This is a genomic window from Pseudomonas sp. UBA5706, assembly GCF_002419965.1.
Taxonomy (GTDB): Bacteria; Pseudomonadota; Gammaproteobacteria; order Pseudomonadales; family Pseudomonadaceae; genus Aquipseudomonas.
Genome location: NZ_DIHC01000010.1, coordinates 13,689 through 37,041 on the forward strand (window position 1 = coordinate 13,689; position 23,353 = coordinate 37,041).

Annotated in this window: 20 protein-coding genes; all 20 read right to left on the reverse strand. The window is 59.5% G+C overall.

Annotated elements, in window-relative coordinates; all coding sequences use genetic code 11:
• Position 1: 1 nt before the first annotated feature.
• Positions 2–1,018 carry a flagellar motor switch protein FliG gene (gene fliG / locus B3I26_RS05365; protein WP_296255890.1) on the reverse strand — a complete coding sequence of 339 codons (1,017 nt, stop codon included), beginning with the start codon at positions 1,016–1,018 and terminating at the stop codon, positions 2–4.
• Complete coding sequence (gene fliF, locus B3I26_RS05370) at positions 1,011–2,789, reverse strand: flagellar basal-body MS-ring/collar protein FliF (RefSeq protein WP_296255892.1); 1,779 nt, start codon at positions 2,787–2,789, stop codon at positions 1,011–1,013. The genes fliG and fliF overlap by 8 nt, the downstream gene beginning before the upstream one ends.
• Positions 2,790–2,803: 14 nt before the next feature.
• Positions 2,804–3,133: a flagellar hook-basal body complex protein FliE gene (gene fliE / locus B3I26_RS05375; protein WP_296255893.1), complete on the reverse strand. Its 330-nt coding sequence runs from the start codon at positions 3,131–3,133 to the stop codon at positions 2,804–2,806.
• Positions 3,134–3,510: 377 nt separating this feature from the next.
• Complete coding sequence (locus B3I26_RS05380; protein ID WP_296255895.1) at positions 3,511–4,938, reverse strand: sigma-54-dependent transcriptional regulator; 1,428 nt, start codon at positions 4,936–4,938, stop codon at positions 3,511–3,513.
• Positions 4,935–6,143, reverse strand: a complete 1,209-nt coding sequence (locus tag B3I26_RS05385) for a sensor histidine kinase (RefSeq protein WP_296255897.1) — start codon at positions 6,141–6,143, stop codon at positions 4,935–4,937. The genes B3I26_RS05380 and B3I26_RS05385 overlap by 4 nt, the downstream gene beginning before the upstream one ends.
• Positions 6,144–6,282: 139 nt before the next feature.
• Positions 6,283–7,758: a sigma-54 dependent transcriptional regulator gene (locus B3I26_RS05390; protein ID WP_296255899.1), complete on the reverse strand. Its 1,476-nt coding sequence runs from the start codon at positions 7,756–7,758 to the stop codon at positions 6,283–6,285.
• 169 nt (positions 7,759–7,927) lie between these two features.
• Positions 7,928–8,224 carry a flagellar protein FliT gene (gene fliT, locus B3I26_RS05395; RefSeq protein ID WP_296255901.1) on the reverse strand — a complete coding sequence of 99 codons (297 nt, stop codon included), beginning with the start codon at positions 8,222–8,224 and terminating at the stop codon, positions 7,928–7,930.
• An 11-nt stretch (positions 8,225–8,235) separates the two neighbouring features.
• Entirely contained in the window at positions 8,236–8,631 is a 396-nt protein-coding gene (gene fliS / locus B3I26_RS05400; RefSeq protein ID WP_296255903.1) for a flagellar export chaperone FliS, read from the reverse strand.
• Positions 8,632–8,754: 123 nt separating this feature from the next.
• Positions 8,755–10,182 carry a flagellar filament capping protein FliD gene (gene fliD / locus B3I26_RS05405; RefSeq protein WP_296255905.1) on the reverse strand — a complete coding sequence of 476 codons (1,428 nt, stop codon included), beginning with the start codon at positions 10,180–10,182 and terminating at the stop codon, positions 8,755–8,757.
• Between the two features lie 76 nt (positions 10,183–10,258).
• Positions 10,259–10,672, reverse strand: a complete 414-nt coding sequence (locus tag B3I26_RS05410) for a flagellar protein FlaG (RefSeq protein WP_296255907.1) — start codon at positions 10,670–10,672, stop codon at positions 10,259–10,261.
• A gap of 72 nt (positions 10,673–10,744) precedes the next feature.
• On the reverse strand, positions 10,745–11,596 hold the full coding sequence (locus B3I26_RS05415) for a flagellin domain-containing protein (RefSeq protein ID WP_296255909.1): 852 nt from the start codon (positions 11,594–11,596) through the stop codon (positions 10,745–10,747).
• 518 nt (positions 11,597–12,114) lie between these two features.
• Positions 12,115–12,399, reverse strand: coding sequence for a hypothetical protein (locus B3I26_RS05420; RefSeq protein ID WP_296255910.1), 285 nt, complete (start codon positions 12,397–12,399; stop codon positions 12,115–12,117).
• A complete protein-coding gene (locus B3I26_RS05425) occupies positions 12,396–13,691 on the reverse strand; it encodes a motility associated factor glycosyltransferase family protein (protein ID WP_296255912.1) in 1,296 nt (431 codons plus the stop codon). Before B3I26_RS05425 ends, B3I26_RS05420 begins: the two co-directional genes overlap by 4 nt.
• Before the next feature lie 83 nt (positions 13,692–13,774).
• Positions 13,775–14,707: a ketoacyl-ACP synthase III gene (locus tag B3I26_RS05430; protein WP_296255914.1), complete on the reverse strand. Its 933-nt coding sequence runs from the start codon at positions 14,705–14,707 to the stop codon at positions 13,775–13,777.
• Between the two features lie 535 nt (positions 14,708–15,242).
• Complete coding sequence (gene pseI, locus B3I26_RS05435) at positions 15,243–16,295, reverse strand: pseudaminic acid synthase (protein WP_296255916.1); 1,053 nt, start codon at positions 16,293–16,295, stop codon at positions 15,243–15,245.
• A gap of 6 nt (positions 16,296–16,301) precedes the next feature.
• Positions 16,302–17,387: a UDP-2,4-diacetamido-2,4,6-trideoxy-beta-L-altropyranose hydrolase gene (gene pseG / locus B3I26_RS05440; protein WP_296255918.1), complete on the reverse strand. Its 1,086-nt coding sequence runs from the start codon at positions 17,385–17,387 to the stop codon at positions 16,302–16,304.
• On the reverse strand, positions 17,384–18,109 hold the full coding sequence (gene pseF / locus B3I26_RS05445; protein ID WP_296255920.1) for a pseudaminic acid cytidylyltransferase: 726 nt from the start codon (positions 18,107–18,109) through the stop codon (positions 17,384–17,386). Before pseF ends, pseG begins: the two co-directional genes overlap by 4 nt.
• A 1-nt stretch (position 18,110) precedes the next feature.
• Complete coding sequence (gene pseC / locus B3I26_RS05450) at positions 18,111–19,289, reverse strand: UDP-4-amino-4,6-dideoxy-N-acetyl-beta-L-altrosamine transaminase (RefSeq protein ID WP_296255922.1); 1,179 nt, start codon at positions 19,287–19,289, stop codon at positions 18,111–18,113.
• Positions 19,286–20,287: a UDP-N-acetylglucosamine 4,6-dehydratase (inverting) gene (pseB, locus tag B3I26_RS05455; protein WP_296255924.1), complete on the reverse strand. Its 1,002-nt coding sequence runs from the start codon at positions 20,285–20,287 to the stop codon at positions 19,286–19,288. Before pseB ends, pseC begins: the two co-directional genes overlap by 4 nt.
• A 21-nt stretch (positions 20,288–20,308) precedes the next feature.
• Positions 20,309–23,236: a glycosyltransferase family 2 protein gene (locus tag B3I26_RS05460; RefSeq protein WP_296255926.1), complete on the reverse strand. Its 2,928-nt coding sequence runs from the start codon at positions 23,234–23,236 to the stop codon at positions 20,309–20,311.
• Positions 23,237–23,353 lie beyond the last annotated feature (117 nt).

Sequence of the window (23,353 nt, forward strand, 5' to 3'; positions counted from 1 at the left end):
GTTAAATCATTTCCTCGCCACCCTTGCCGCCGAGAACGATTTCTCCGGCCTCCGCCATACGGCGAGCAATGGTGAGGATTTCTTTCTGGGCGCCTTCCACATCGCTGACGCGAACCGGGCCTTTGGCTTCCAGATCGTCGCGCAGCAACTCGGCAGCACGTTTGGACATGTTCTTGAAAATCTTTTCCTTGATCGCCTCGTCCGAGCCCTTGAGGGCCAGCACCAGCACATCGGAAGAGACTTCGCGCAACAGGGCCTGGATACCACGATCGTCGACATCGGACAGGTTGTTGAAGACGAACATGAGGTCTTCGATCTGTGTCGACAGGTCTTCGTCCACTTCACGGATGGAGTCCATGAGCTGGCCTTCGATCGAACTGTCGAGGAAGTTCATGATGTCCGCTGCACGCTTGATACCACCCAACGTGGTACGCGACGTGTTGGCGTTGCCCGAGAACTGCTTCTCGAGGATCTGGTTCAATTCTTTCAGGGCCGCCGGTTGTACCGTATTCAACGACGAAACGCGAAGAATGATGTCCAGACGCACCTTATGGTCGAAATGGCTCAGTACTTCACCGGCCTGGTCGGCGTCCAGGTAGGCAACCACGATGGCCTGGATCTGCGGGTGCTCGTAGCGGATAACGTCCGCGACGGCGCGCGGCTCCATCCACTTGAGGCTGTCCAGGCCGCTGGTGTTGCCGCCCAACAGGATGCGGTCGATCAGGCCATTGGCCTTGTCCTCGCCCAGCGCCTGGGTCAGCATCTTGCGGATGTAGCCGTCCGAGCCGATGCCCACGCCGGTCTGGTCACCGACGACATCGACGAACTCGCTCATCACCTGCTCGACCTGCTCGCGATGGACGTTGCGCATCTGCGCCATGGCCACGCCCACACGCTGGACTTCTTTGGGGCCCATGTGGCGCAACACCTGCGCAGCGTCCGTCTCACCCAGGGTAAGGAGCAGGATTGCCGCCTTGTCAACGCGGTTCAACTTGATCGCAGCACGATTTTCACTCATCTGTGTTGATCCACTCTTTTACGACCTGAGCCACACGAGCCGGGTCTTCTGCCACCAGGCTCTTGATAGCGTTGAGCTGCGCGTCATAACCCTCACTCGGGCTCGGCAGCAGGATGCTTTGCGGACCGCCCAGCGTAACGCGGTCATTACCCAGCTCACCGTCCATTCCGACCATGCCACCCAGTTCCATGTCGCCGTCGGCAACCTGGCCCTTCGGATTGGTAATGTTCTTCAACACTGGACGCAGGACCCCGAAGACCAGCACCAGGATGAAGAGAACACCCATCGCCTGTTTGACGATGTCCCAGAACCACGGTTGCGAGTAGAACGGAATGTCCGGAATCACTTCGCCACGATCGGCCGAGAACGGTACGTTGATCACGCTGACACTGTCACCACGGCTGGCATCGAAGCCTACGGCGTCCTGCACCAGACGGGTAAAGCGCGTCAGTTGATCGGCGGTCCATGGCACCATGGTAGTTTCGCCGTTAGCCGGATTGACCTTGACCTGATCGTCCACCACCACCGCTACCGACAGGCGATTGATCTTGCCCTGCTGTTGCTTGGTATGGCTGATGGAACGGTCCAGTTCGAAATTCTTGGTCGACTGGTTACGCTTGTCGGCCGGGTACGGCGCCAACATTGGCTGACCGGTGGCCGGGTCCATGATCTGTTGACCGTTAGCGTCGAGCAGCGGCTGGCCCGGCGCGATCGGGCCAGTAGCACCGGCAGCACCGGCGGTAGCGTTCTGCGGCGCAGTAGCCGGGCCGGGCGGCTGGTTGCTCAGGGCACCTGGAACACCTTGCGGACCGCTGCTGCTGGAGCGTTGTTCGTTGACTGTCTGCTCGCTGCGCAAGGCAGGCTGGTCAGGGTTGAAGCTTTCGGCAGTGGATTCCACCGCGCTGAAATCGACGTCGGCCGACACTTCAGCCTTGTAGCGGTCATTGCCCAATACCGGTTGCAAAATGTTCTGCACGCGCTGGGTCAGCATGCTTTCCATACGACGGGTGTAGTCGAATTGTTTGCCGGCCATCGTCAGTTCGGAGTTTTCCGCCTGATCGGACAGCAGGTTGCCTTTCTGGTCCACGACAGTGACCTGTGACTTGGTCAGCTCGGGAACGCTGGTCGCCACCAGATTGACGATGGCCATCACCTGACCCGGCTCAAGGCTGCGACCGGCGTACATTTCAACCAGCACCGACGCGGTTGGCTTACGGTCGTCACGGACGAATACCGAGCTTTTCGGAATCGCCAGGTGCACGCGAGCGGCCTTGATGTTGTTCAGGCTGGAGATGGTGCGCGCCAGCTCGCCTTCCAGGCCACGACGGTAACGGGTGGCTTCCATGAACTGGCTGGTGCCCAGGCCCTGATCCTTGTCGAGGATCTCGAAACCCACGTTGCCGTCGCTCTGTGCGATTCCGGCGCCAGCCAGCTTGATCCGGGCGCGGGACAGGTCGTCGGACTTGACCAGCAAGGCCCCCGAATTAGGCTCCACGGTATAGGGAATGTCGGCCTGCGCCAGCGTATCCATCACCTGTTTGGTGTCCACGCCCGACAGGCTGCCATACAGAGGCTTGTAGTCCGGCTGTTGTGACCAAAGCACGACGGCAAAACCAATCGCCACGCTGGCAGCCAGACCGACCATGAGGCCGACCTGACGCAGCATGGTCATCTCGGAAAGATTTTGCAGGAACGCCAGACCGAACATCGGCGGCTTGCTTCCTGTCGCACCCGCTTTGGCGGGTACGTTATCGACGACGGCTTCAGCCATGACTTAAATCGCCCTCAAACCGGCATTTGCATGATGTCTTGGTACGCCTGAACCAGCTTGTTGCGTACCTGGGTCAGCGCCTGGAACGAAACGCTGGCTTTTTGCGAGGAGATCATCACGTCGGTGAGATCCACGCCGCTCTTGCCCATTTCAAAAGCAGTGGACAGTTGGTTCGACGCCTGCTGGGTGTCGTTAACCTTGTTTACGGCCATGCCGAGCATGTCCGAAAAGCTGCTTGCACCCGTCATTTCCGGGGCTTCGATGGCCTTGGGCTTGGCCATTGCATCCATCTGCATGGAGCGCATGTCCAACATCAAGCGATTAAATTCAACACCTTGGCTCATGGACTTCTCTCTCAAAAGGGCCGCAAATTTTTGACACCGATTCAGCGGTTACCCATGTAGTAGCAACAACGGTGCCAGACCAATAGCGGCACAATGCTATGTTTCATGAAAGTAGTTGGATGGTTACAAAATCGGGGAGGACGCCCGCAGAGATGAGGCGCCGGCTTGCTACGAATGCATGCCCTCGCAGGGCGTGGCAACGATCATGGCTGGAGCACCTGCGATCGTTTATTCATGATCGTTCCCAAGCTCCGCGTGGGAACGCCAACTTTTGACGCTTGGCGTCCAACATCTGCGTGACGCAAAGCATCAGTGGATGCATTTCCACGCAGAGCGTAGGAACGATCAAAAACGCTCTGCCAGAGGGAATCGTTTATTCAGGACGCAAATAGATAACCCTCGACGTCCATCCCTGCATCACGCATCTGGGCCAGCTTGTAGCGCAATGTACGGGGGCTGATACCCAGGCGTTCAGCGGCTTCCTTGCGGCGGCCACGTTCGGCGCGCAGGGTGTCGATGATCACCTGGAATTCGCGACGGCGCAGATCCTCGCCGAGCGCGCCAGCCTGTTCACCATGGCCCATCTCCTGTGCCGATTCAGTCACACCGGGCAAGGGCGACGGCGATGCCGGAACCTGAAGTACCGGCGCCTGGGCAGGCATCGAGGCGAAGCTGATGGGGCCGGCCAGACAGAAGTCCTCGGCCTGAATCACCCCACCCTGTTGCAGAATCAGCGCGCGCTGCACAGCGTTGTCCAGTTCGCGCACGTTGCCCGGCCAGTTGTAGCCGACCAGGCATTTTTGCGCATCCACGGACAGGCGTACCGGCGCATGCTTCATTTTATTGACGTGCTTGGCCAGCAGCCGCTCGGCCAGCGGCAGAATGTCGCCAGGACGCTGACGCAGCGGATGCCAGGCCAGCGGGAAAACCGAAAGTCGATAGAACAAATCTTCGCGAAAACGTCCAGCCGCGACTTCACCCGCCAGGTCGCGGTTGCTGGTGGCAAGCACGCGGATATCCAATTCGATGGGTTTGCGCGCACCGACCCGCTCCACTTCACGCTCCTGCAAGACCCGCAGCAATTTGGCTTGCAAGGCCATTGGCATCTCGGAAATTTCGTCAAGCAAAATGGTCCCGCCATCCGCCAGTTCAAACTTGCCCGCCTGCGCGGCGATAGCGCCAGTGAACGAGCCTTTCTCATGGCCGAATAGCGTGGCTTCGAGCATGTTGTCCGGAATGGCCGCGCAGTTGATGGCGATGAAGGGTTTGCCAGCCCGGGGCGATTGCTGGTGAATGAATCGCGCGAGCACCTCTTTACCCGTGCCGGACTCACCGGAAATCAAGACCGTAGAGTCACTTTTCGCCACTCGGCTCGCCAGGTTAAGCAACTGCGCGCTGGCTGGCTCGACCGCGATGGGCCCTTCGCCATCCGCCGGCCCCAGCCGACCCAACGCATGACGCCCCACCAACGCCAACAGCGAGTTGGGTTCGAAAGGTTTGACCAGGTAGTCGGCGGCGCCTTGACGCATGGCTTCCACCGCACGGTCCACTGCGCCATGGGCGGTCATCAGCAACACCGGCAGTTGTGGATAACGGCTGCGCAGCTGGGCCAGCAATTGATGACCGTCCATGCCCGGCATGTTGACGTCGCTGATCACCAGACTGAACGAGCGTGCGCCAACGGCCACCAATGCTTCTTCGGCAGAGGCGACGGCATGATAGTCATGACCGGCCAGCGCCAGGGTTTCGCCCAGCGCCTCGCGCAGTGAAGGATCGTCCTCGACCAATAACACGTTGATGGTCATGGGCGATTACCTGAAGCGTTGACGCCCGGAATCAGCGGCAGGGAAACAATGGCACAGGTGCCACGACCCGGGCGCGATCGAAATTGCACCAGCCCCTGGTGAGCCCTGGCAACGGCCGTCACCACCGCCAGCCCCAGCCCTGTGCCAGTGCTCTTGGTGGTGAAGAAAGGCTCGCCGATCCGGGCCAGCGCGACTGTATCGATGCCGCTGCCATTGTCGCTGATGCAAACGCGCAACGTGTTGCCACGGTTGTAGGCGTGAATCTTGACACGTGCACCCGTGGCGCTGGCCTGCACGGCGTTTTCGATCAGGTTAAGGAGCGCGCCGACCAAAGTGTCACGATTGCACACCAATTGGCCATCGACGCTGTTGCACTGCCAGCGCACTGCAATGTCCCGCACATGGGTCTGAGCCGCCGAGTGCAGCGCATCGACCAACGCCTGCGGGGTCACCCGATCGGTCAGCGGCAGTTCGCCTCGGGCAAAGACCAGCATGTCCCGGACCTGGTGCTCCAGCTCATGCAGACGCTCTTTGAGACGCCCGGCGAAGCGCTGCTGCGTCTCGACATTCAAAGCCTGCTCGGTGAGATGGCTCGCATAGATCATGGCGGCCGATAAAGGGGTGCGGATCTGATGGGCCAGCGAGGCGACCATGCGCCCCAGCGACGACAAACGTTCGTGGCGCGCCAGTTGGCTTTGCAGATGACGGGTTTCAGTCAAGTCGTTAAGCAACACCAACTGACCTGGCTCGGCGTCCAGCGAGCGGGTTGCAATGGACAGACGACGCCCATCCTTGAGGGAAATTTCATGGCCGTCGTCTTCGCGCGGCGCAAAGCAGCGGGCGATCACGTGGCGCCAGAGCATGCCGATCAGCGGCTCGCCCAACAACTCCAGCGCGGCCGGATTGGCCTCACGTACCGTACCGGTTCCATCAATGACGATGACCCCGCCGGGCAACAGATCCAGCAGGTTCTGCAGGCGATTGGCCAGACGCTCCTTCTCCGCCAGCTCCTGCATGCGCTGGGCACTGACCACTGCCAGCTCGCCCTTGAGTTCGGTGACCCGGGCTTCCAGCAAACTATAGGAGTCGGTCAATTGCACCGACATCTGATTGAACAGGGCAAATGCCTGCTCCAACCCGTGTCGACTTTCCACTTCCGGGGACGGCTGCACTTGCGAACCTGGGATCGCGGGTTCGGAAGACATCTGAGCGGCCTGGGGCATAGTTGATTTCTCGGTGGCGAACCGTCAGCAAACGGTATGTTGCAAGAGACTTTGCAATCCTCGTGCCGAAAAAAAAACCGCTGAAAAATCAGCGGCTTGTTTTTTGCGCGTCAAAGGAGTGTCAGTCTTCGAGCTGATCATCACCTTCGCGGCGGCTCATGCCGTATTTGCGCATCTTTTCCACCAAGGTGGTACGACGAATGCGCAGACGCTCGGCGGCACGGGCAACGATGCCATTGGCGTCGTCCAGCGCCTGCTGAATCAGCCCCTGCTCCAGACCACCGAGATAGTCCTTCAGATCCAGGCCTTCAGGCGGCAGCATGGCACTGTTGGCGAAGTTCGGCGTATGCCCGTTGATCGCCACGCGCTCTTCCAGATCGCTGCGCAGGCTATCCACCAACTGCTCGTCTTCGTCGTCGACGTAACGGAATTTCTTCGGCAGTTCGGCGACACCGATCACCCCGTAAGGGTGCATGATCGCCATCCGTTCCACCAGATTGGCCAATTCGCGAACATTGCCCGGCCACCCGTGGCGACACAGCGACATGATTGCCGCCGAATTGAAACGGATCGAGCCACGCTTTTCGTGCTCCATGCGCGAGATCAGCTCGTTCATCAGCAATGGAATGTCTTCCACACGCTCACGCAGCGGCGCCATTTCAATCGGGAACACGTTAAGGCGGTAATACAAGTCTTCCCGGAAACCGCCGGTCTCGATCATGTCTTCGAGATTTTTGTGAGTCGCGGCAATGATGCGCACATCGACGCTCTGGGTCTTGTTGCTGCCGACGCGCTCGAAGGTGCGCTCCTGCAGCACGCGCAGCAGCTTGACCTGCATCGGCAACGGCATGTCACCGATTTCGTCGAGAAACAGCGTTCCGCCGTTTGCCAATTCGAAGCGCCCTGCCCGGCTGGTGATTGCACCGGTGAACGCGCCCTTCTCGTGACCGAATAGCTCGCTTTCCAAAAGCTCGGCCGGAATGGCGCCACAGTTCACCGGCACGAAAGGCCCGTCGCGGCGTTTGGAATGGTAATGAAGATTGCGTGCAACCACTTCCTTGCCAGTACCAGACTCACCCAGGATCAGCACACTGGCATCGGTATCGGCCACTTGCTGCATCATCTGGCGAACGTGCTGAATGGCACGGCTGGTGCCGACCAGGCTGCGGAATAAATTGGTTTCGCGCTGGCGACCACGCTCACGGGCCTGGTCGTACATTTCACGGTAGACCTGAGCGCGATGCAGGGAATCCAGCAGCTTGCTATAGCTGGGCGGCATCTCGACGGTGGAGAGCACCCGACGGCGCAGGTCATCGGCGAGGTCGGCGGAAGAATTTTCGCCCATCAACAGAACAGGAAGGAACTCATCCCAGGCAGCGATGGTCTTAAGCAGCCCTTGAAGACTGCCTGGGGCATTTACGGTGCCAACCAATACGCACAGGACTTCCCGAGTGGACGCCAAAGAACCCACCACTTGCTGCCAGTCGGTACTGGAGCAGGACAGGTTCTCATCGCCAAGAAAATTCAGAATCACCGCCATGTCACGGCGGCGCTGGCTATCGTCATCGATTAGCAGAATCTTGATTTCACGCCACATGCAATAGCAACTTCCCTAGTCAACTCGATGCCCATTCAGGGGCAAGCTTGGCCGTGTATCGTCGGCACAGACATTACGACGGCCAGAAATTAGTAAACATCACTAGTTAAGTCAAAAAACCGTACACAGTCAATTTTATGGCGCACAAATTTTTTCGATCAACCCAGCGTCAACCAAATAGATGGTAAACCTTTGCCGCGTTTTTCGCTCGTTGGATCTGCGACATTTCATCGACAATCGCCTGGCGTTCGCCCACGGCGATATCTATCAACTGGCGATACACACCGAGTAATTCTTCCAGATTGCTGCGCAACTCAGGCTCGTCGTCACTGGCCTGGCTAATGACGTCGTCGACACAGGCGCGACAGGCCAGATCGAGCTTGCCGATCGTTTCCCAATCGCGCTCGGCCAGGGCATCGACCAGGGCTTCACGGGTTTGTTCGATTCGCTTGAGGGCGGCAGTCATGGTGATCTCCTTTACATCGCTGGCTGTTGGTCGCCAATCGCGTCCCAGCCTTCCTTGACCGTTGTCAGCAAACCGCTGACCTCATCAAGGATTCTTGGGTCGGTCTTGATGTTAGCTTCAGCCAGGCGTTTCATCATGTAGACGTACAGGTTGTCGACATGGGCCAAGGCGTCGGCCTGCTTTTCCATGTCAAGACCTTCACGCAGACCACCTACGATTTCGATGGTCTTGCCAATCAGTACACCCTTGGCGGCAACGTCCTTGCGCCCGATGGCACCTTTGGCCTGGGCGATGCGATCAAGCCCGGCTTCCATCAGCATCTGCACCAGACGGTGAGGCGTGGCCACGGCTGTTTGCGCCTGTGAATTGACCTTCTGATACTGCCGAAGGGCTGCCATACGGTTCATGTTTTTTTACCTCACAACGCTTGAAGTTCGCATATTCAGGGTATCGACACGGCCTGAAAAAACTTTAAGGCCAGATGCCAAAAACCCGGCACTGTGGCCGGGTCGGAGCGTGAGTAACGCCTGTCAGCTCTTGGAAGCGTTCAGTGAGTCGAAGAACGAGGTAATGCTGGTTGCAGAAGCCTTCAGCTGGCCCACGAGCAGGTCCATGGCGTTGTATTTGGCAGTGAGGGTCGCGGTCAAGTTGGTGACACGAAGATCCAGGGCCGCCTGCTCATCGGTCAGATCGCTCTGCTGTTTGTTCAGGCTGGTGGTGCGCGTAGCGAAGATTCCGCCGGTCTCGGTGTAAGGCGTGATCGCCGCAGTCATGCGCGCCACCAGGCCATTGGAGCCATCTCCGGTGCCGCTGAATAACTGCTGCACGTCGCCAGCCAGCCCCTGATTCATCGCAGCGGTAAACTTGGTGCTGTCGAGCGTCAGCTTGCCGTCCGATTGACCGGTGGTAATGCCCAACTGAGACAGAACCGACAGGTTGCCGCTGGCACCGGTTGTCACCAGTTCTTTACGAAGAGCCGACAAGATCGAGCGCGGCATCGCGTCGCCCGTGAGCGCAGCTGCTGTGTAGGTCGATCCGGTCGTGGCATCCGGCGTAGTCAGCACGGTGCCCTTGGTCACGGTGCTGACCGCGCCGACCACCGCGTTGTAGGAATCAATAAAGGTCTGCAGCGACGCTTTCAAACCGTCGGTATTGGTTGAAACCGTGATGGTCGAAGACTGCGCCGTCAACAACGTCATCGATACGCCACCCAGGCTCTTGTCGATGGTATTGCTGGCGCTGGTGATCGGCATGCCATTGATGGTCAGGCTGGCGCTGCTAGCCTGAGAACCGATATAGCCGGCGCTGGTGGTATCGGTCGCGACAAGTTTCGTACCGGAAGTGATGTTGAACTCGGAAACCGTGTCACTGGAAGCCGTGATGTCAGACCCGGCACCGGTCACTGTCGACGAAAAAACCAGACGAGAACCATTATCGTCGGTGATGATGTTGGCGCTGATGTTCGAGGTCGAACTCTGCGCATTGACCAGTTTGGCTACCGAAGCAAGGGTAGCGTCGGTAGGGATGGTGATCTTGGTATCAATGCCATTTTGAGTGAGGGTCAGGTCGCCACTCGGAATAGCACTGGTCGCCCCCCCGGAAAAGGATGCACTTGCAACCCTGGAACTGCTCGCAAGCGCCGTGACGTCAACGCTGTAGGTACCAGGCACCGCCGTGCTATCGGAGGTCACCGTCAACCTGCTGGTGTCGGACGACGCGGCTGTATAGCCGGCGAAAGCCTGGGTGCCGGTTTTGCCCAGATTGGTCAACGCCGTCTGGAAAGAAGACATGGCGCTTTGCAGCGTACCAATCCCCGACAGCTTGGTGGTTACCAGCTTGGTCTGGGTGGTGATTTGCGTTTGCTTGGCAAGCTTGTCGGAGTTGACCAGCGCATTAACGATGTCACTGATCGCCAGGCCCGACCCCAGGCCGGTTGTAGAGGTAAGTGGACTCGCCATTTCTAGCTCCTTGCGGTTTTGGTCGGTTTTTTGACTATAGACAGCTCAAAAGAACCGCGTTCACGTTTCATGCCAGTCAGGCTTTTGCGTCGAACAACAGACTGTCTGGATTTTTCAGGCTGTTTGCGTTTTTCAGGCTGTCAGCAATTTTCAGCGCTTCGGCCGATGGCAGCTGCCGAACCACTTCACCCGTTTCAGTGGCAATGACCTTGACGACCACTTCGCCAGAACCTTCGTCAATCGAGAATTCAAGGTTACGGCGAACCGATTTGAAGAACTTGTCCATGTCCTGAACGGCAGCCTTCAATTCCTTTGACTTTTTATCGGCATCGGAAGAAGAGTCTTTACTTGTTGACGTATCTGCATGGGCAGTCGCAGCCGGCGCAGAAACGACCTGAGGCGCTACGACCGACTTGTCAGCCGCCACAGGCACCACTGGCAACGACGGCATTACAGGATAAGTCATGCTCAGTCGGGTGCTGATGTCCATGTCTTTTCACCTCTCAAAGTAAAAAGCGGGAGAGCACGCAAGCACACCCCCCCGCCAAAACTCTAGCCGATATTACTGAAGCAGCTTCAGAACAGCGGATGGCAGCTGGTTAGCCTGGGCCAGAACAGAGGTGGAAGCCTGTTGCAGAGTCTGTTGTTTGGTCAGGTTAGCGGTTTCAGCTGCGAAGTCGGTGTCTTGAATACGGCCCAGTGCAGCGGTGGCGTTTTCGTTGACGTTCTGCAGGTTGGAAATGGTGCTGGTCAGACGGTTTTGCGAAGCACCCAGGCTCGAACGCGTGGAGTTGATCGTTGCCAGTGCAGCGTCGATTGCCGAGATCGCAGCGTCAACGTTGGTGTGCGCAGTGCTGTTGTCAGAGCCGCTGATCGAGGTGGTGCCGCTGGCTACGCCCAGTGCCGAAGCAGTGAAGCTGCCGGTCAGAACCAGGTCGATGTGGTTCGAAGTACCGGTGTTGGAACCGACTTGCAGAGTCACGGTGCTAGCGCTACCGTCCAGCAGGTTCTTGCCGTTCAGGTTGGTCGAATCGGCGATACGGGTCAGTTCGTCCGACATCTGGCCGTATTCGGCATCCAGAGAAGAGCGGTCAGCGGTGCCGTTGGTGTCGTTTCGGGACTGAACAGCCAGTTCACGCATACGCTGCAGAATGTTGGTCGATTCTTGCAGAGCGCCTTCAGCGGTCTGAGCGATCGAGATACCGTCGTTGGCGTTCTTGATGGCCACAGTCTGACCACGGATTTGCGAAGTTTCGCGAGTAGCGATCTGCAGGCCGGCGGCGTCGTCTTTAGCGCTGTTGATTTTCAGACCGGAAGACAGACGGGTCATCGAAGTCGACAGTGCGTCGGAAGCCCTGCTCAGGTTCTTCTGAACAGCCAGGGAAGCTACGTTGGTGTTTACGCCTAAAGCCATGATGAATTCCTCGTTGGTTGGGTACTGCGGCTATCCGGCCCTGGCAAGCGCCGGGTTTGGCCTAGAGAACCTACATAATGTTTATCGTCTTATCTGCAAGGAGCTTGAGGGCTTTTTCAAAATTTTTTGCCACCAGAGCGCCACCCCTGCTTTTTTGACGGGGGTTACACAGCTTTTCGGCGCCAACCCCCTAAGCTTTAATGACGATGCCAACCTTTCATCCAGTAAAAGGTTTTCGCACGCGCGCCAACGTTCGCGTTCTATTTGTCAGGCGCGAGGGTTACCGATGCGGCTTCAAGACCGCCGTCGGCAGTTGGCTGGCCTTGGCCAGGATGGCGTTGAGGCTTGCTGCGGCGTTTGCTGTTGGGTCAGCTCGAGGATTGGGCGGCGAAGTCGACGCTCTGGATAGTCTTCGCGCCGCTTGGGTTTTCATTCACGCTCTGGAGAGTCGCCGCTGACTATCGTTCTGTCTGCATTGATTTAAAAAATCATCAAACGGTGATGAGAGCCTCATTAACTCACTTGCCATGAGACTCTTGCGCACCTAGCCCCTGGCACATTTGGACGAACTCCACCTCCAGCCAATCCGCCACACCCAGCCAGTCCTGACGCTCCTGGCATTGCAAAATCGCACTGAGCACCTGCATCCACCGCGCCTGTTCTTCGACCGAGCGAGCGGTGAACTGCGGCATGGCAGCGTCGAGCAGCTCCACCATTGCCAGCGCCCCCTCGATATCGCGCCCCAGACGAAAAAGCCGAGCGCATTGTCGGGCGTTATCGGTGATGTGCGTTGGGGCGTTCATGGCGCAGTCCAGTCAGGGTCGAATTGAGTTCCTGCGATCATTGCGCCGTCGCGACTGGTGTTGAAGAACTGCACCTCAGGATGTCGGGCGATGTAGCGTTCCAGTTCGATCAGGTAGCTGCGCAAATTAAGTTGCGTGGTGACCTTCTCCCCCCGACCGTCATGCACCCAGTGCCGAGCGACATGCAATTGCGGGCCTAGGTCGCCATCCTGCCAGCCGGTGTGGGTCTTGCCCCCCGGAAACGCGAAGTCGGCACCGAACAGGGTGATCCGCGCAGCACCCATCTTCACCGCGAGGTCAACGGCCGGGTGAATCACGCTGCCACCCACATGCAGGTCTGCCTTGGGCATCTGCTGGCGAATCAGCGAGTACACCGGGCTGCTAGAGTAAGCCGCGTAACGCGGTCCCTGCCAGGCTTCAAGCATCTGTGCGTCCTGACGCGGCAGGTACACCAGCGCAATATCGGCTGTATCGTCCGAAGGCAGATGCCGGGTGCTGATGCGGTGATCGATGCTGACCACCACGTCCGGCCTGATCCCTTGTCGGCGCAGCGGTACATAGGCTGTATCAACGCAGATCAGCAAAGGCCCCATAGGGTACCCAGACATGGCGGCCAGCCGCGGCAGGTGCTGTTGCAGGCTAGGGCCGGTGGCGATGACCCACACTTCACGCCCCGGCTGACTGCCGAACAGGTCGGCGACGTCGGTATCACAGCGCAACAGCGCCTTGCCCTGTTCAAGCATTCGCACGTTGTCGGGATTGTCCGCTGAGAATTCCTGATTATTGAAACCGACGTGGACTTCGCTCACCAGGCGGTCACGAATCCGCGCGCTGCTGTCAGCAGTCAGCACCAACTCGGCCGGCAATGCGAAAAAAGGCAGGCGGATTTCCGAGGCGGCGTCGGCATAGGCCAGTACCACACGTGGATCGCTCAACCAGTCCCGCTGCTCAAGCAACTGCAGAACCAGCGCGAATAGGGCGCCATTGAGGATGTGCACGTGCAGCACCTGCAATGTATCGGCGGCCAAAAGCACGCGCTGCAGGTCGCCAAGGCCGGTGCCGTACACGTGAAGACGGGGGCTTGCGGCAGGCAGGCTATCGGCCTGAAGCTGCGCTTCGGCCAAACGGTCATGGCGGCTGGTGAGCTGGATGCCGGCCACGCTCAGCGTCGAGCCCTGGCCTTCGATCAATTGGGCAGGCACCGCATCGGCGTTTTCAGCTACGAGCCGTTGCGCAACGTCAGGCCAGCGCTGGTCGATCACGGCAAGGTTGCGTTGGAGTATCTCGCTCATGACAGCCGTCCCTTTCCCACGAGAAGAGCAGAATGCAAAACGGCGACGTGAGATTCAGCGTCGCCGTTTCGGGTGATTCACGATCAAGGACGATAAATAATTGCCGAGCCCCAAGACAAGCCTACGCCGAAACCGCTGATCGCCACGCGCTTCCAGGTCGCGTTCAGCATTTGTTTTTCCAGCAGCAGCGGAATGCTCGAGGAAACCGTGTTACCGGTTTCGAGCATGTCCTTGACGAACTTGTCAGGCGAACTGCCGTCTTCGAAACGACGCGCCACCGCATCGACGATTGCCGCGCTGCCCTGGTGGATGCAGAAAGCATCAATGTCCGAGGACTGCAGATCGGACTCGCTGAGCAATTCGTTCAAGTGCGCCGGCACTTTGATCAGCGCAAAGTTAAACACCTGGCGCCCGTTCATGAAGAACGCGCCGTTGGTGGTCCTGAGGAACTCGGCACCACCGCCATCAGTGCCGAATTTCGCTTTGCCCAATTGCCACGTTGCGCCCTCGCCCATCCAGGTGGCAGTGGCGGCATCGCCAAAGAGCATGGTGGTGTTGCGGTCTTCGGGGTCAACGATTTTGGAGTAAGGATCGGCCGTGACCAGCAAGCCGTTTTTCAGGCCAGCGGCTTCCATGAAACCCTTGAGCGCATAAATGCCGTAAACGTAGCCCGAACAGCCCAGCGAAATATCAAACGCCGCAACGTGCGTCGGCAGCCCCAGCTTGTGCTGGACGATGGCAGCGGTGTGCGGCAGGCCTTCGGCATCGCCGTTCTGTGTGACGACGATGAGGGCGTCGATGGAATCGCGGGACAGGCCCGGGTTGTTGGCGAAGAGCTGGTTGACCGCGGCGACGCACAGGTCCGAGGTTTCCTGAGCATCGTCCTTGCGTGGCAGAAAAGCAGAACCGATCTTGCCCAGGATGAAGTCTTCATCCTTGCCGAATTTGGCACCCTGCGCGTAATTGTCAACGCCAGCCGCAGGCACGTAACTCGCTATGCTTTTAATGCCAATCATCATGGCTTCCCAATCAAAATCTGCTGAACATCACCCGGCGCCATCGGGCGGGGGCATTGAAATCCGGGGGTTTGAGGCCTGAATAACCGGCAACGGAATGGCTCGGGCAGTCAGAGAAAATCTCTGAAATCAGCCTGATGCCTTCACCTTCTGCAAACACGATACAGTGGAGATGCGCGTTATGACTCACAGGTCACCAAAACTTTTACAAGCTTTTAGCTGAGCAGTAGAGGCTGCGCAAGGGTGGATCAGCCTTCAGACAGGCAATTGACATGCAGAACCAGCGGTTTGCAGGCCGCGCGCAAAGCCTACCTGTGCATTCCGCTGCTTCTCCAATTTCGAAGCGCGCCTGGTTGGAAATGCGGCCCATGGAGGGTGTCTCATCCACCGCGTTCGCCGCCGTCGCAACCTCCGGCGTTGCCCACGGAAACTGCGTTGAACCACAGAGGCACGAGCGCCGCTGAACCTGAACGCGCTGCTGGAGCTGTCGCTATGTAGGTGTCCGACAAGTGCGCATGTGAAGGCTTAAGCCGACTCAGCCGATCACGTCCCAACTTAACGCCGTGCCGCGCTTTAGCGCGTGGCGGGCGGTGCGTCCGAGTACGGCGTCGATGTGTTTGGGCGCCAAGCCAAGCCCCGGGCGGATGGCGCGAATGTTGTCCTTACTGAAGGCCTCTCCCTCAGTCATGTCCTTGACCACGTAAAGCGAGCGGCGATAGACCAGCGATGTCTGCTCGGCCTGGGTAGCGCCATAGTGCACGCGCCCTAGGCCTTGCCAGGCACGCTCGGTTTCAGTCACCAGACTCGCCATTTCCGCAGGCTCCAGCGAGAAGCTGGCGTCTACCCCCCCGTCAGCACGGTCCAGGGTGAAGTGTTTCTCGATCACGGTCGCCCCCATGGCGACTGCCGCTACCGACACGCCGACGCCCATGGTGTGATCGGACAGCCCGACCTGGCAGCCGAACAAGCCGGCCAGATGAGCAATCGTGCGGATGTGGCTGTTCTCGGGCGAGGCCGGGTAAGTGCTGGTGCATTTGAGCAGCACCAGATCCTGGCAGCCTGCCTCACGCGCCGCGCGCACGCTTTCATCCAGTTCAGCGATGCTGGCCATCCCGGTGGAGATGATCATCGGCTTGCCGGTGGCCGCCACCTTGCGAATCAGCGGAATATCGGTGTTTTCGAAGCTGGCGATCTTGTACGCCGGCACATCGAGGGTTTCCAGAAAGTCCACGGCGGTTTCGTCGAATGGGGTGGAGAACGCCAGCAAACCCAGATCTTTCGCCCGGGCGAAGATCGGCGCATGCCATTCCCAAGGCGTGTGCGCCTTTTGATACAACGCATACAACGACGAGCCTGCCCACAGGCTGTTGGGATCCTTGATGAAGAACTCACCCTCGGCAATGTCCAGCGTCATGGTATCGGCGGTGTAGGTCTGCAATTTGAGCGCGTGGGCGCCCGCCCTGGCAGCGGCCTCGACGATGCGCAGCGCCTGATCCAGTGACTGATTATGGTTGCCGCTCATTTCGGCAATAACGAACGGCGGCGCATCCGGGCCGACAATTCTTGAACCGATCTTGAAAGAGTTCATGCTCGCTCACTCACTGCAAATTTTGTCATGACCGGCCAGCGTATCCGCCACCCGCCCGGCTCCGTAACCGTCCACCAGCCCTCGCGAACGCTCGGCAAATGCCTGCCGCTGAGACGCACCGCCCAGCAGACTTGCAATCGCCCTTACGCGTTGCTGCATATCCAACTGCTCATGGGAGCCCAAGTACAGGTGGATACCTGCCTCGGCCAGCAGTCGAGCATTGAGCTGCTGGTTAGGGGCGACCGAAATGCAGATCGTCGGCAGGCCCAGCGCGGCACGCTCCCAGGTCGTAGCGCCGCCCGCGCCGACGAACAGATCCGCCTGTTGCATCAACCCGAAGAAGTCATCGACCAGCCCATGCAAACGCCACGTGGGGCGACCCCGTGTCAATTCAGTCATCGCTTCCCATTGAGGGTTGTGCAGCCCGGCGACAAAGTCCACCTGCAGATCGTTAAAGCCCTGTAGCGCAAGCATGCTCGCGTGCACCTGACACGCGGCATCGAAACCACCGAAATTTACCAACACCCGTTCTACCCGAGGTTTGATGGCGATGGGCTGACACTGGAATTCGTCGCGCAGCAAGGCGAAATGCGGACCAAGCAAAGCCCGGCAATCACGGGGTATCCACTGCGCGTAAGGGTTGTCCGATACCTGTGCGGAAAAATTCTGGTCAAGCAACACGTCCGCGGCGTGCGGTCGATTGGCGAGGTCGTCGATGGCCATCAAGCGACTGGCAAACCGTCCAGCCGCCCTCTCCCACCGCGCATCCAGGCCGTAGTGATCGACGATCAACCAGTCAAATGGCGGCTCGCCCTGCAAGGCTTCGGCCAGCGCCTCGATATCGGTCTGCCACGGCAAACTCGCCTCGATAGGTGAACCGCCCTGGCCCTGCTCCTGCGGGTCAGCCTGGGGTAAACCAAAGGCGGTGTAGCCCTGCTCGCGCAGACGTTGCAGCAGATGACCGGACAGTAGCCTGCACGCGAACTGCACGTCGGCGCCTCGCTTGCGCAAGGCGTGGGCCAGTGTCAGGCAGCGCGCAACGTGCCCGCTGCCGATGGCGATAGAGGCGTCAGCCCGAATCAGCACCCTCACCCGTCGATTTCTCCGCCAGCCTTGAGCGCTGCATAGAGGTATTCGGCCCGCACCCAGTCTTCTTCGGTATCGATGTCCTGCACCAAATGCCGCGGCAGTATCACCGGCACGCTCCGCGGCGAGAAGATGACGTCGCCGCGCAGCCAGGCCTCACTGCGCCCCCAATAGAATTGAGCGGCATCCTGATAGGCCGCTGGCAGGTCCTGGGAGCGCACATGCCGGTACTCGGGGTGCATGGCATCGAGATTGCCGTCCTCAGTGATCAACAGCGCGCGCTGGATCGGGAAACCAAACCCGCAAACCGAGAAGGCATAGGACTGGTTCGGCGCTGCCCGCAATGCTTCCAGCCCCTGGCGCAGATAACGCCCCTGCAACAAAGGTGCGGTGGCGTAGATACAGCAAGCGAAATCGTAAGGACGATCCAGACTGCGAATCGCGTGCTGAATCACCGGCGCTGTGCCGGTGAACGCGTCGGCCAGTTCCGCGGGGCGCATGAAGGGCACGTCGGCCCCGTGGTCGCGGGCGACGGTGGCGGTTTCTTCATCGTCCGTGCTGACCACCACCCGTTCGAAAAGGCCGCTGGCCAACGCTTTGCGAATCGAGCCGACAATCATCGGCTCGCCATTGAACAGCTTCAGGTTTTTGCGAGGAATTCGCTGACTGCCGCCACGCGCCGGAATGATCGCGACAGCGCTGGTGCTCAGGGTAACGGATACGGTCATGTCAAAGGCCCGACGCGTGGCCATCGGCCAGCAGGTGCCGCAGCCGATCAATGACCAAATCCTGCTGCTCGTTCGTCATGGCCGGGTACAGCGGCAGGCTGATGGCTTGCGCGTAATAGGCTTCAGCTTCGGGAAAGTCGCCGACCTTGAAGCCAAGGTCGCGATAGTACGGCTGCAAATGCACCGGAATGTAATGCAGGTTGACCCCAATGCCTGCCGCGCGCAGGCCCTCGAACACCTCGCGATGGCTGCGCGACAGACGCCTGGTCTGCAAGCGCACCACATACAGGTGCCAGGCCGATTCTGCCTCGGCCTGCGCGGCAGGCAATGTCAACGGCAGATCGGCGAGCAGTGCCTGATAGCGGGCCACCAGCTCGCGACGCCGCGCCAGAAAGCCATCGAGCTTGTTCAACTGCGAAAGCCCCAGTGCGGCCTGCATGTCGGTGATGCGGTAATTGAAGCCCAGTTCGACCTGTTGGTAATACCAGGGGCCGTGGCTGGACTCGTCCATCTGCGCCGGATCGCGGGTCATGCCGTGGCTGCGCAAGCGACGCAGACGATCAGCCAATTCCGGGCGATTGGTCAAGACCAGTCCGCCCTCCCCTGTCGTGACGATTTTCACAGGATGAAAGCTGAACACGGTCATGTCGGCGAATTCACCGCAACCCACGGGACGCCCTGCATAACGTGCACCGACGGCATGGGAGGCGTCTTCGATGACGACAAAACCGTAACGCCGCGACAACTGGGCAATCGCCCGCATATCACAGCTCTGGCCTGAAAACGCCACCGCCACCAAAATTTTCGGCAGCTTACCGTCGCGTTCAGCGACCTCAAGCTTACGCGCGAGGGCATGGGAGTCGAGGTTCCAGGTCAGCGGATCGATGTCGACAAAATCAACCGCCGCGCCGCAGTAACGCCCGCAGTTTGCCGACGCCAGAAACGTATTAGGGCTGGTCCAGAGCACGTCGCCCTCACCCAACCCCGCCGCCAGACAGGCGATGTGCAGGGCCGCCGTGGCATTGCACACCGCAATGCCAAAAGCGGCTTCACAGCGCTCGGCCATCGCGGCTTCAAAACGCTCGATGGTCGGGCCCTGGGTCAGCCAGTCCGACTTGAGCACCTCGACCACGGCATCGATGTCCGCCTGGTCAAGACTCTGGCGTCCGTAGGGAATCATGGCGTGACGTCGGCGTGCAGTTGGCGAATCGCGGGCACCGACATGAAGTCCGGGTTGGTGTCGGAGCGGTACTCAAAATCATCGGCCACGGCAATCCCTGTTTCGCCAAGCGCGTCGATGGCGAAATCGGTGTCCACGTTGTTGAAGCGGATCGAGGGCACGATGGTGTAGTGATCCTTGAATTCCAAGGTCATGCGCGCGTCATCCTGCGGCACCATCAGCTCGTGCAACTTCTCGCCCGGGCGAATCCCGACCACCTTGTGCGGCAGGTCTGCGGCCATGGCCTGCGCCAGATCGACGATGCGCACCGAGGGGATCTTTGGCACGAACACTTCGCCGCCGTGCATGCGCTCGAAACTTTGCAGCACGAAATCCACACCGTGATCCAGGGTGATCCAGAAGCGGGTCATGCGCGGATCGGTAATCGGCAATTGCGTAGCGCCGGCTGCGATCAGCTTGTTGAAGAACGGCACGATCGAGCCGCGCGAGCCTGCAACGTTGCCGTAGCGGACCACGGCAAAGCGGGTCTGCTCCTCGCCGCCAATGTTGTTGGCGGCCACGAACAGTTTGTCCGACAGCAGTTTGGTAGCGCCATACAGGTTGATCGGGCTGGCTGCCTTGTCGGTAGACAGCGCGATGACCTTTTTCACGCCATTGGCAATGGCCGCCGCGATGATGTTCTCGGCGCCGTTGACGTTGGTGCGGATGAATTCGGTGGGGTTGTACTCCGCCGCCGGCACATGCTTGAGCGCGGCCGCGTGGACCACGTAGTCGATACCGCGCATGCCCTGTTGCAAGCGCTCGGCATCGCGCACGTCACCCAGAAAATAACGCATGCACGGCGCGTTGAATTCCTGCTGCATTTCGTACTGCTTGAGTTCATCGCGGGAGAACACCACCACGCGCCGAGGCTGATAGCGTTCAAGCAGCGTGCGGATGAACTGGCGACCGAACGAGCCGGTCGCGCCGGAGATCAATACTGACTTGCCGTTGAACATGATTGTGTCCCTACCTTTGCATCACTGGGGGAGCAACTGCGCCCAAGTTGAACTGCACGCCTTACCCAGCGTGAACGCCTCGCCGGCGAGCGTCAGGTTCTTGTTATAGGCAAGGTCGTGGGCGAATGCATCGGCCCATTTGCCCTGCAACGCCGCCAAGGCCGAAGGTGCCGTCGGCAACGTGCCCGGGTGAATGACCTGCACCTGCGGCGTCCACACCGTCAGATAACCGGCCTGGCCCAGCTTGAGGCACAGGTCGACATCCGCAAAAGCGTCGGCGAACTGTTCCTGATCAAGGCCGCCGACGCTGTCGAACAATTCCTTGCGCACCATCAGGCAGGCATCCGATACCGCAGAGTAGCTCTGATCCAGCAGCAGGCGCTGCAGATAACCCGCTGCATCCTTGGTCTCACCGACAAAGGCCGAACCGACGCCCCCGTTCAAGCCCAGAATCAGACCGGCCTGGCTGACGTTGCCCTGGCGGTCGACGAGTTTGGCGCCGACGACGCCCACTTCGGGACGCATAGCGTGATTGAGCAGCGCATCAATCCAGTTGGGCCCCATCACTTCACTGTCAGCTGACAACAGGATCAGGTACTCGCCCTTGGCCTGCGCGGCGACCGTATTGATCAGGGCTGCCTTGCTCAGACGCGCCTCGGTCCGTACGACGCGCACGCGCCCTTTCTCCTGACGCGCCAGCCACTCGACCATTTCAGGCGACTGACTGTGATTGTCAGCCAGCAGCACCTCGTAGCTGACGTAACGCGTACGCAAGGTGACGCTCGCCAGACAACGCTGCAACTCGGCCAGATCGTCTGCGCAGGGCAACACGATTGACACCAGCGGGCGCTGGCTGTGGCGGTAGTCGATACGCCAGGTGCCCGGCGTGGCGGCAATCACCTGCGCCTTGTAACCGCGATTGTTCAGGTGACGCGTCAGCGCCAGACGCTGCTGCGGGTTGTCTTCACCCGTCGGCGCATCACAGACCAGCAACGGCTCATCCAGATGCGCGAGCCAGCCCATGCCGCCCTGTTCGATCACGCGCAACAGCAGTTCGAACTCCAGCGCCTGAGCGAAATCGGCCGAATAGCCGCCAGCGTCCAGCAGTACGTCGCGACGCAGCAGCCAATGGCGGGACATCTGGCTCGGATTGCTTTGCAACAGGTCAAGGTTAAAACCGGGGCGCATCACGTGGGTCAGCGCGCCGCCAGGCAGGCGTTGAATTTCGTCGGCAAACACCGCACGGCATTGCGGCGCAGCCTGCAACTCCAGCGAGGCGCGCAACAGCCCACCCGGGATGAACTCGTCGCCCACTTCAGCCAGCAGCACCCAGTTGCAAGAGGACTGCTGGACCGCCTGATTGATCTTCTCGACCCAGCTGTTTTTGGTGACTCTTACAAAGTGCAGCGTGTTCTGCGCGCTGGTGGTCGATGGCGGCTCGCCGGTGGTCAAGACCACCACCTTGAAAGACTTGCAGTGGCCTTCGACCAGACTGTCGAGCGTGACCTGCAACCTGTGCATGTCATCAGCCAGGTCCAACAGCAGGATGAGAAATTGCGGCGCAGCGCCCTGCGCGGCAATGTGGCTGGAGATGGCCTGCGCGTCGGCTGCCGAAGTCTTGCGTGCGTCAAGCCATTGCAGCAGGCGACCGGACGGCATCTGGTCGAAGCGCACCCGGTGGTCTTCACGATTGACCGAGGTCAGGCGTTCGAGCCAGCGAGACATCTGGCCGGCTTCCTGCGGATCGTCCTGGCGGGCCATCAGGGTCGCCAGCGGTTCGACGACGTGCGGGTTGAAAATATTCAGGGCCATTGCTTCCCATAGCCGGTTGGCGATGGTTTCAGGGTTGTCGTTGGCGTGGGTGCGCAACAGCAGCGCCTGCTGCACCCACACACCCTCAAGCGCCTCGATCTGCAACTGGCCGGCAGGCATCGCGTGGATCAAAAACTCGATCTCGTTCAACACGTCGAAAAACGCCTGGTTGTAAAACGGCATCTCAACGAACTGACGGGGTCCGAACTGCCGGTCCGCAGGGCTGAACACGTCATTCCAGCGCGAGGAAACGATGCTGGTCAGCCCGAGCGAACGCTGTTCATCCAGGCAGGCGCACAGCGCCGCATAACCCGAGACCGCAAGTTCGACGCGCGCAGGCACGCTCAGAGGTTCGAGTCCCGTCTCAAGAGAAGCCAGGAAGCTGGCAAATTGCTGACGCTCAACCATCGCCTCGGGCGCGGTGCTGCCCAGCTTTTTAAGCATGTTGGTCTGTTGATCGCAGAAGCGGTGCTCGCGCTCGCGCACCCCATAAGCAATCGGCAGGATGCGTGCCTTGGCGCAGGCCAGCAGGAAGAACGCGTGACCATATTCCTGCAGCTCGCCGCTGGTGCCCTGCGGTAAAGCTGCGAACCACTGCTTCAACAATGAGGTACGCGTCACGGCATAAAATGGCGGAATGTATTGATTCAGAAAGCTCAGCACGCGTTCTGCAGCGTCATCGGATGCGTAATCTTCCAGCACCTTTTTGTCGCGACGCAGATACTCGACCTTGTCACCATGGGCCTGATACATCAGGCAATAGCCGTGGCACAGACCGTATGCAGGTTGCGCAGCCAGGAAATCCACGGACTGGACCAACCCGTCGTGTACCAGGAAGTCTTCGTCGCTGATCAGCGCCATGAAGGGTGTGGTCACCTGCTCGACGCCGTGGGCGATCTTGCTTTGCACCGCGCGCTCGGCAAATTGCGGCAAATGCAGGTAACTCACCTGAGCGAACAGCGAAGCAATGTCGCTGTTGGCGTGTTGCGAAGAGTCCAGAACCAACACCCGCGCGTGCAACGTGCTGTAGTACTGCAATGTCCGACGCAAGAATGCCGGCCGGTCCTGAGTGAGGACAACAAGGGTGAGTTGCTCATCAAGCGACATGGTGTTTCCCAAAAGTTGGTGACTGTCCATAAGGTTTTTCCTGCAATCCGGCCAAGCGTCAAAAAAACGTTGTTCGTGAAAGCCTTGCACGCTGCGGGGCAGTGAGAGGCTTTTCGTCAAAGGCATGAAAACTGTCGGTGAACGGCG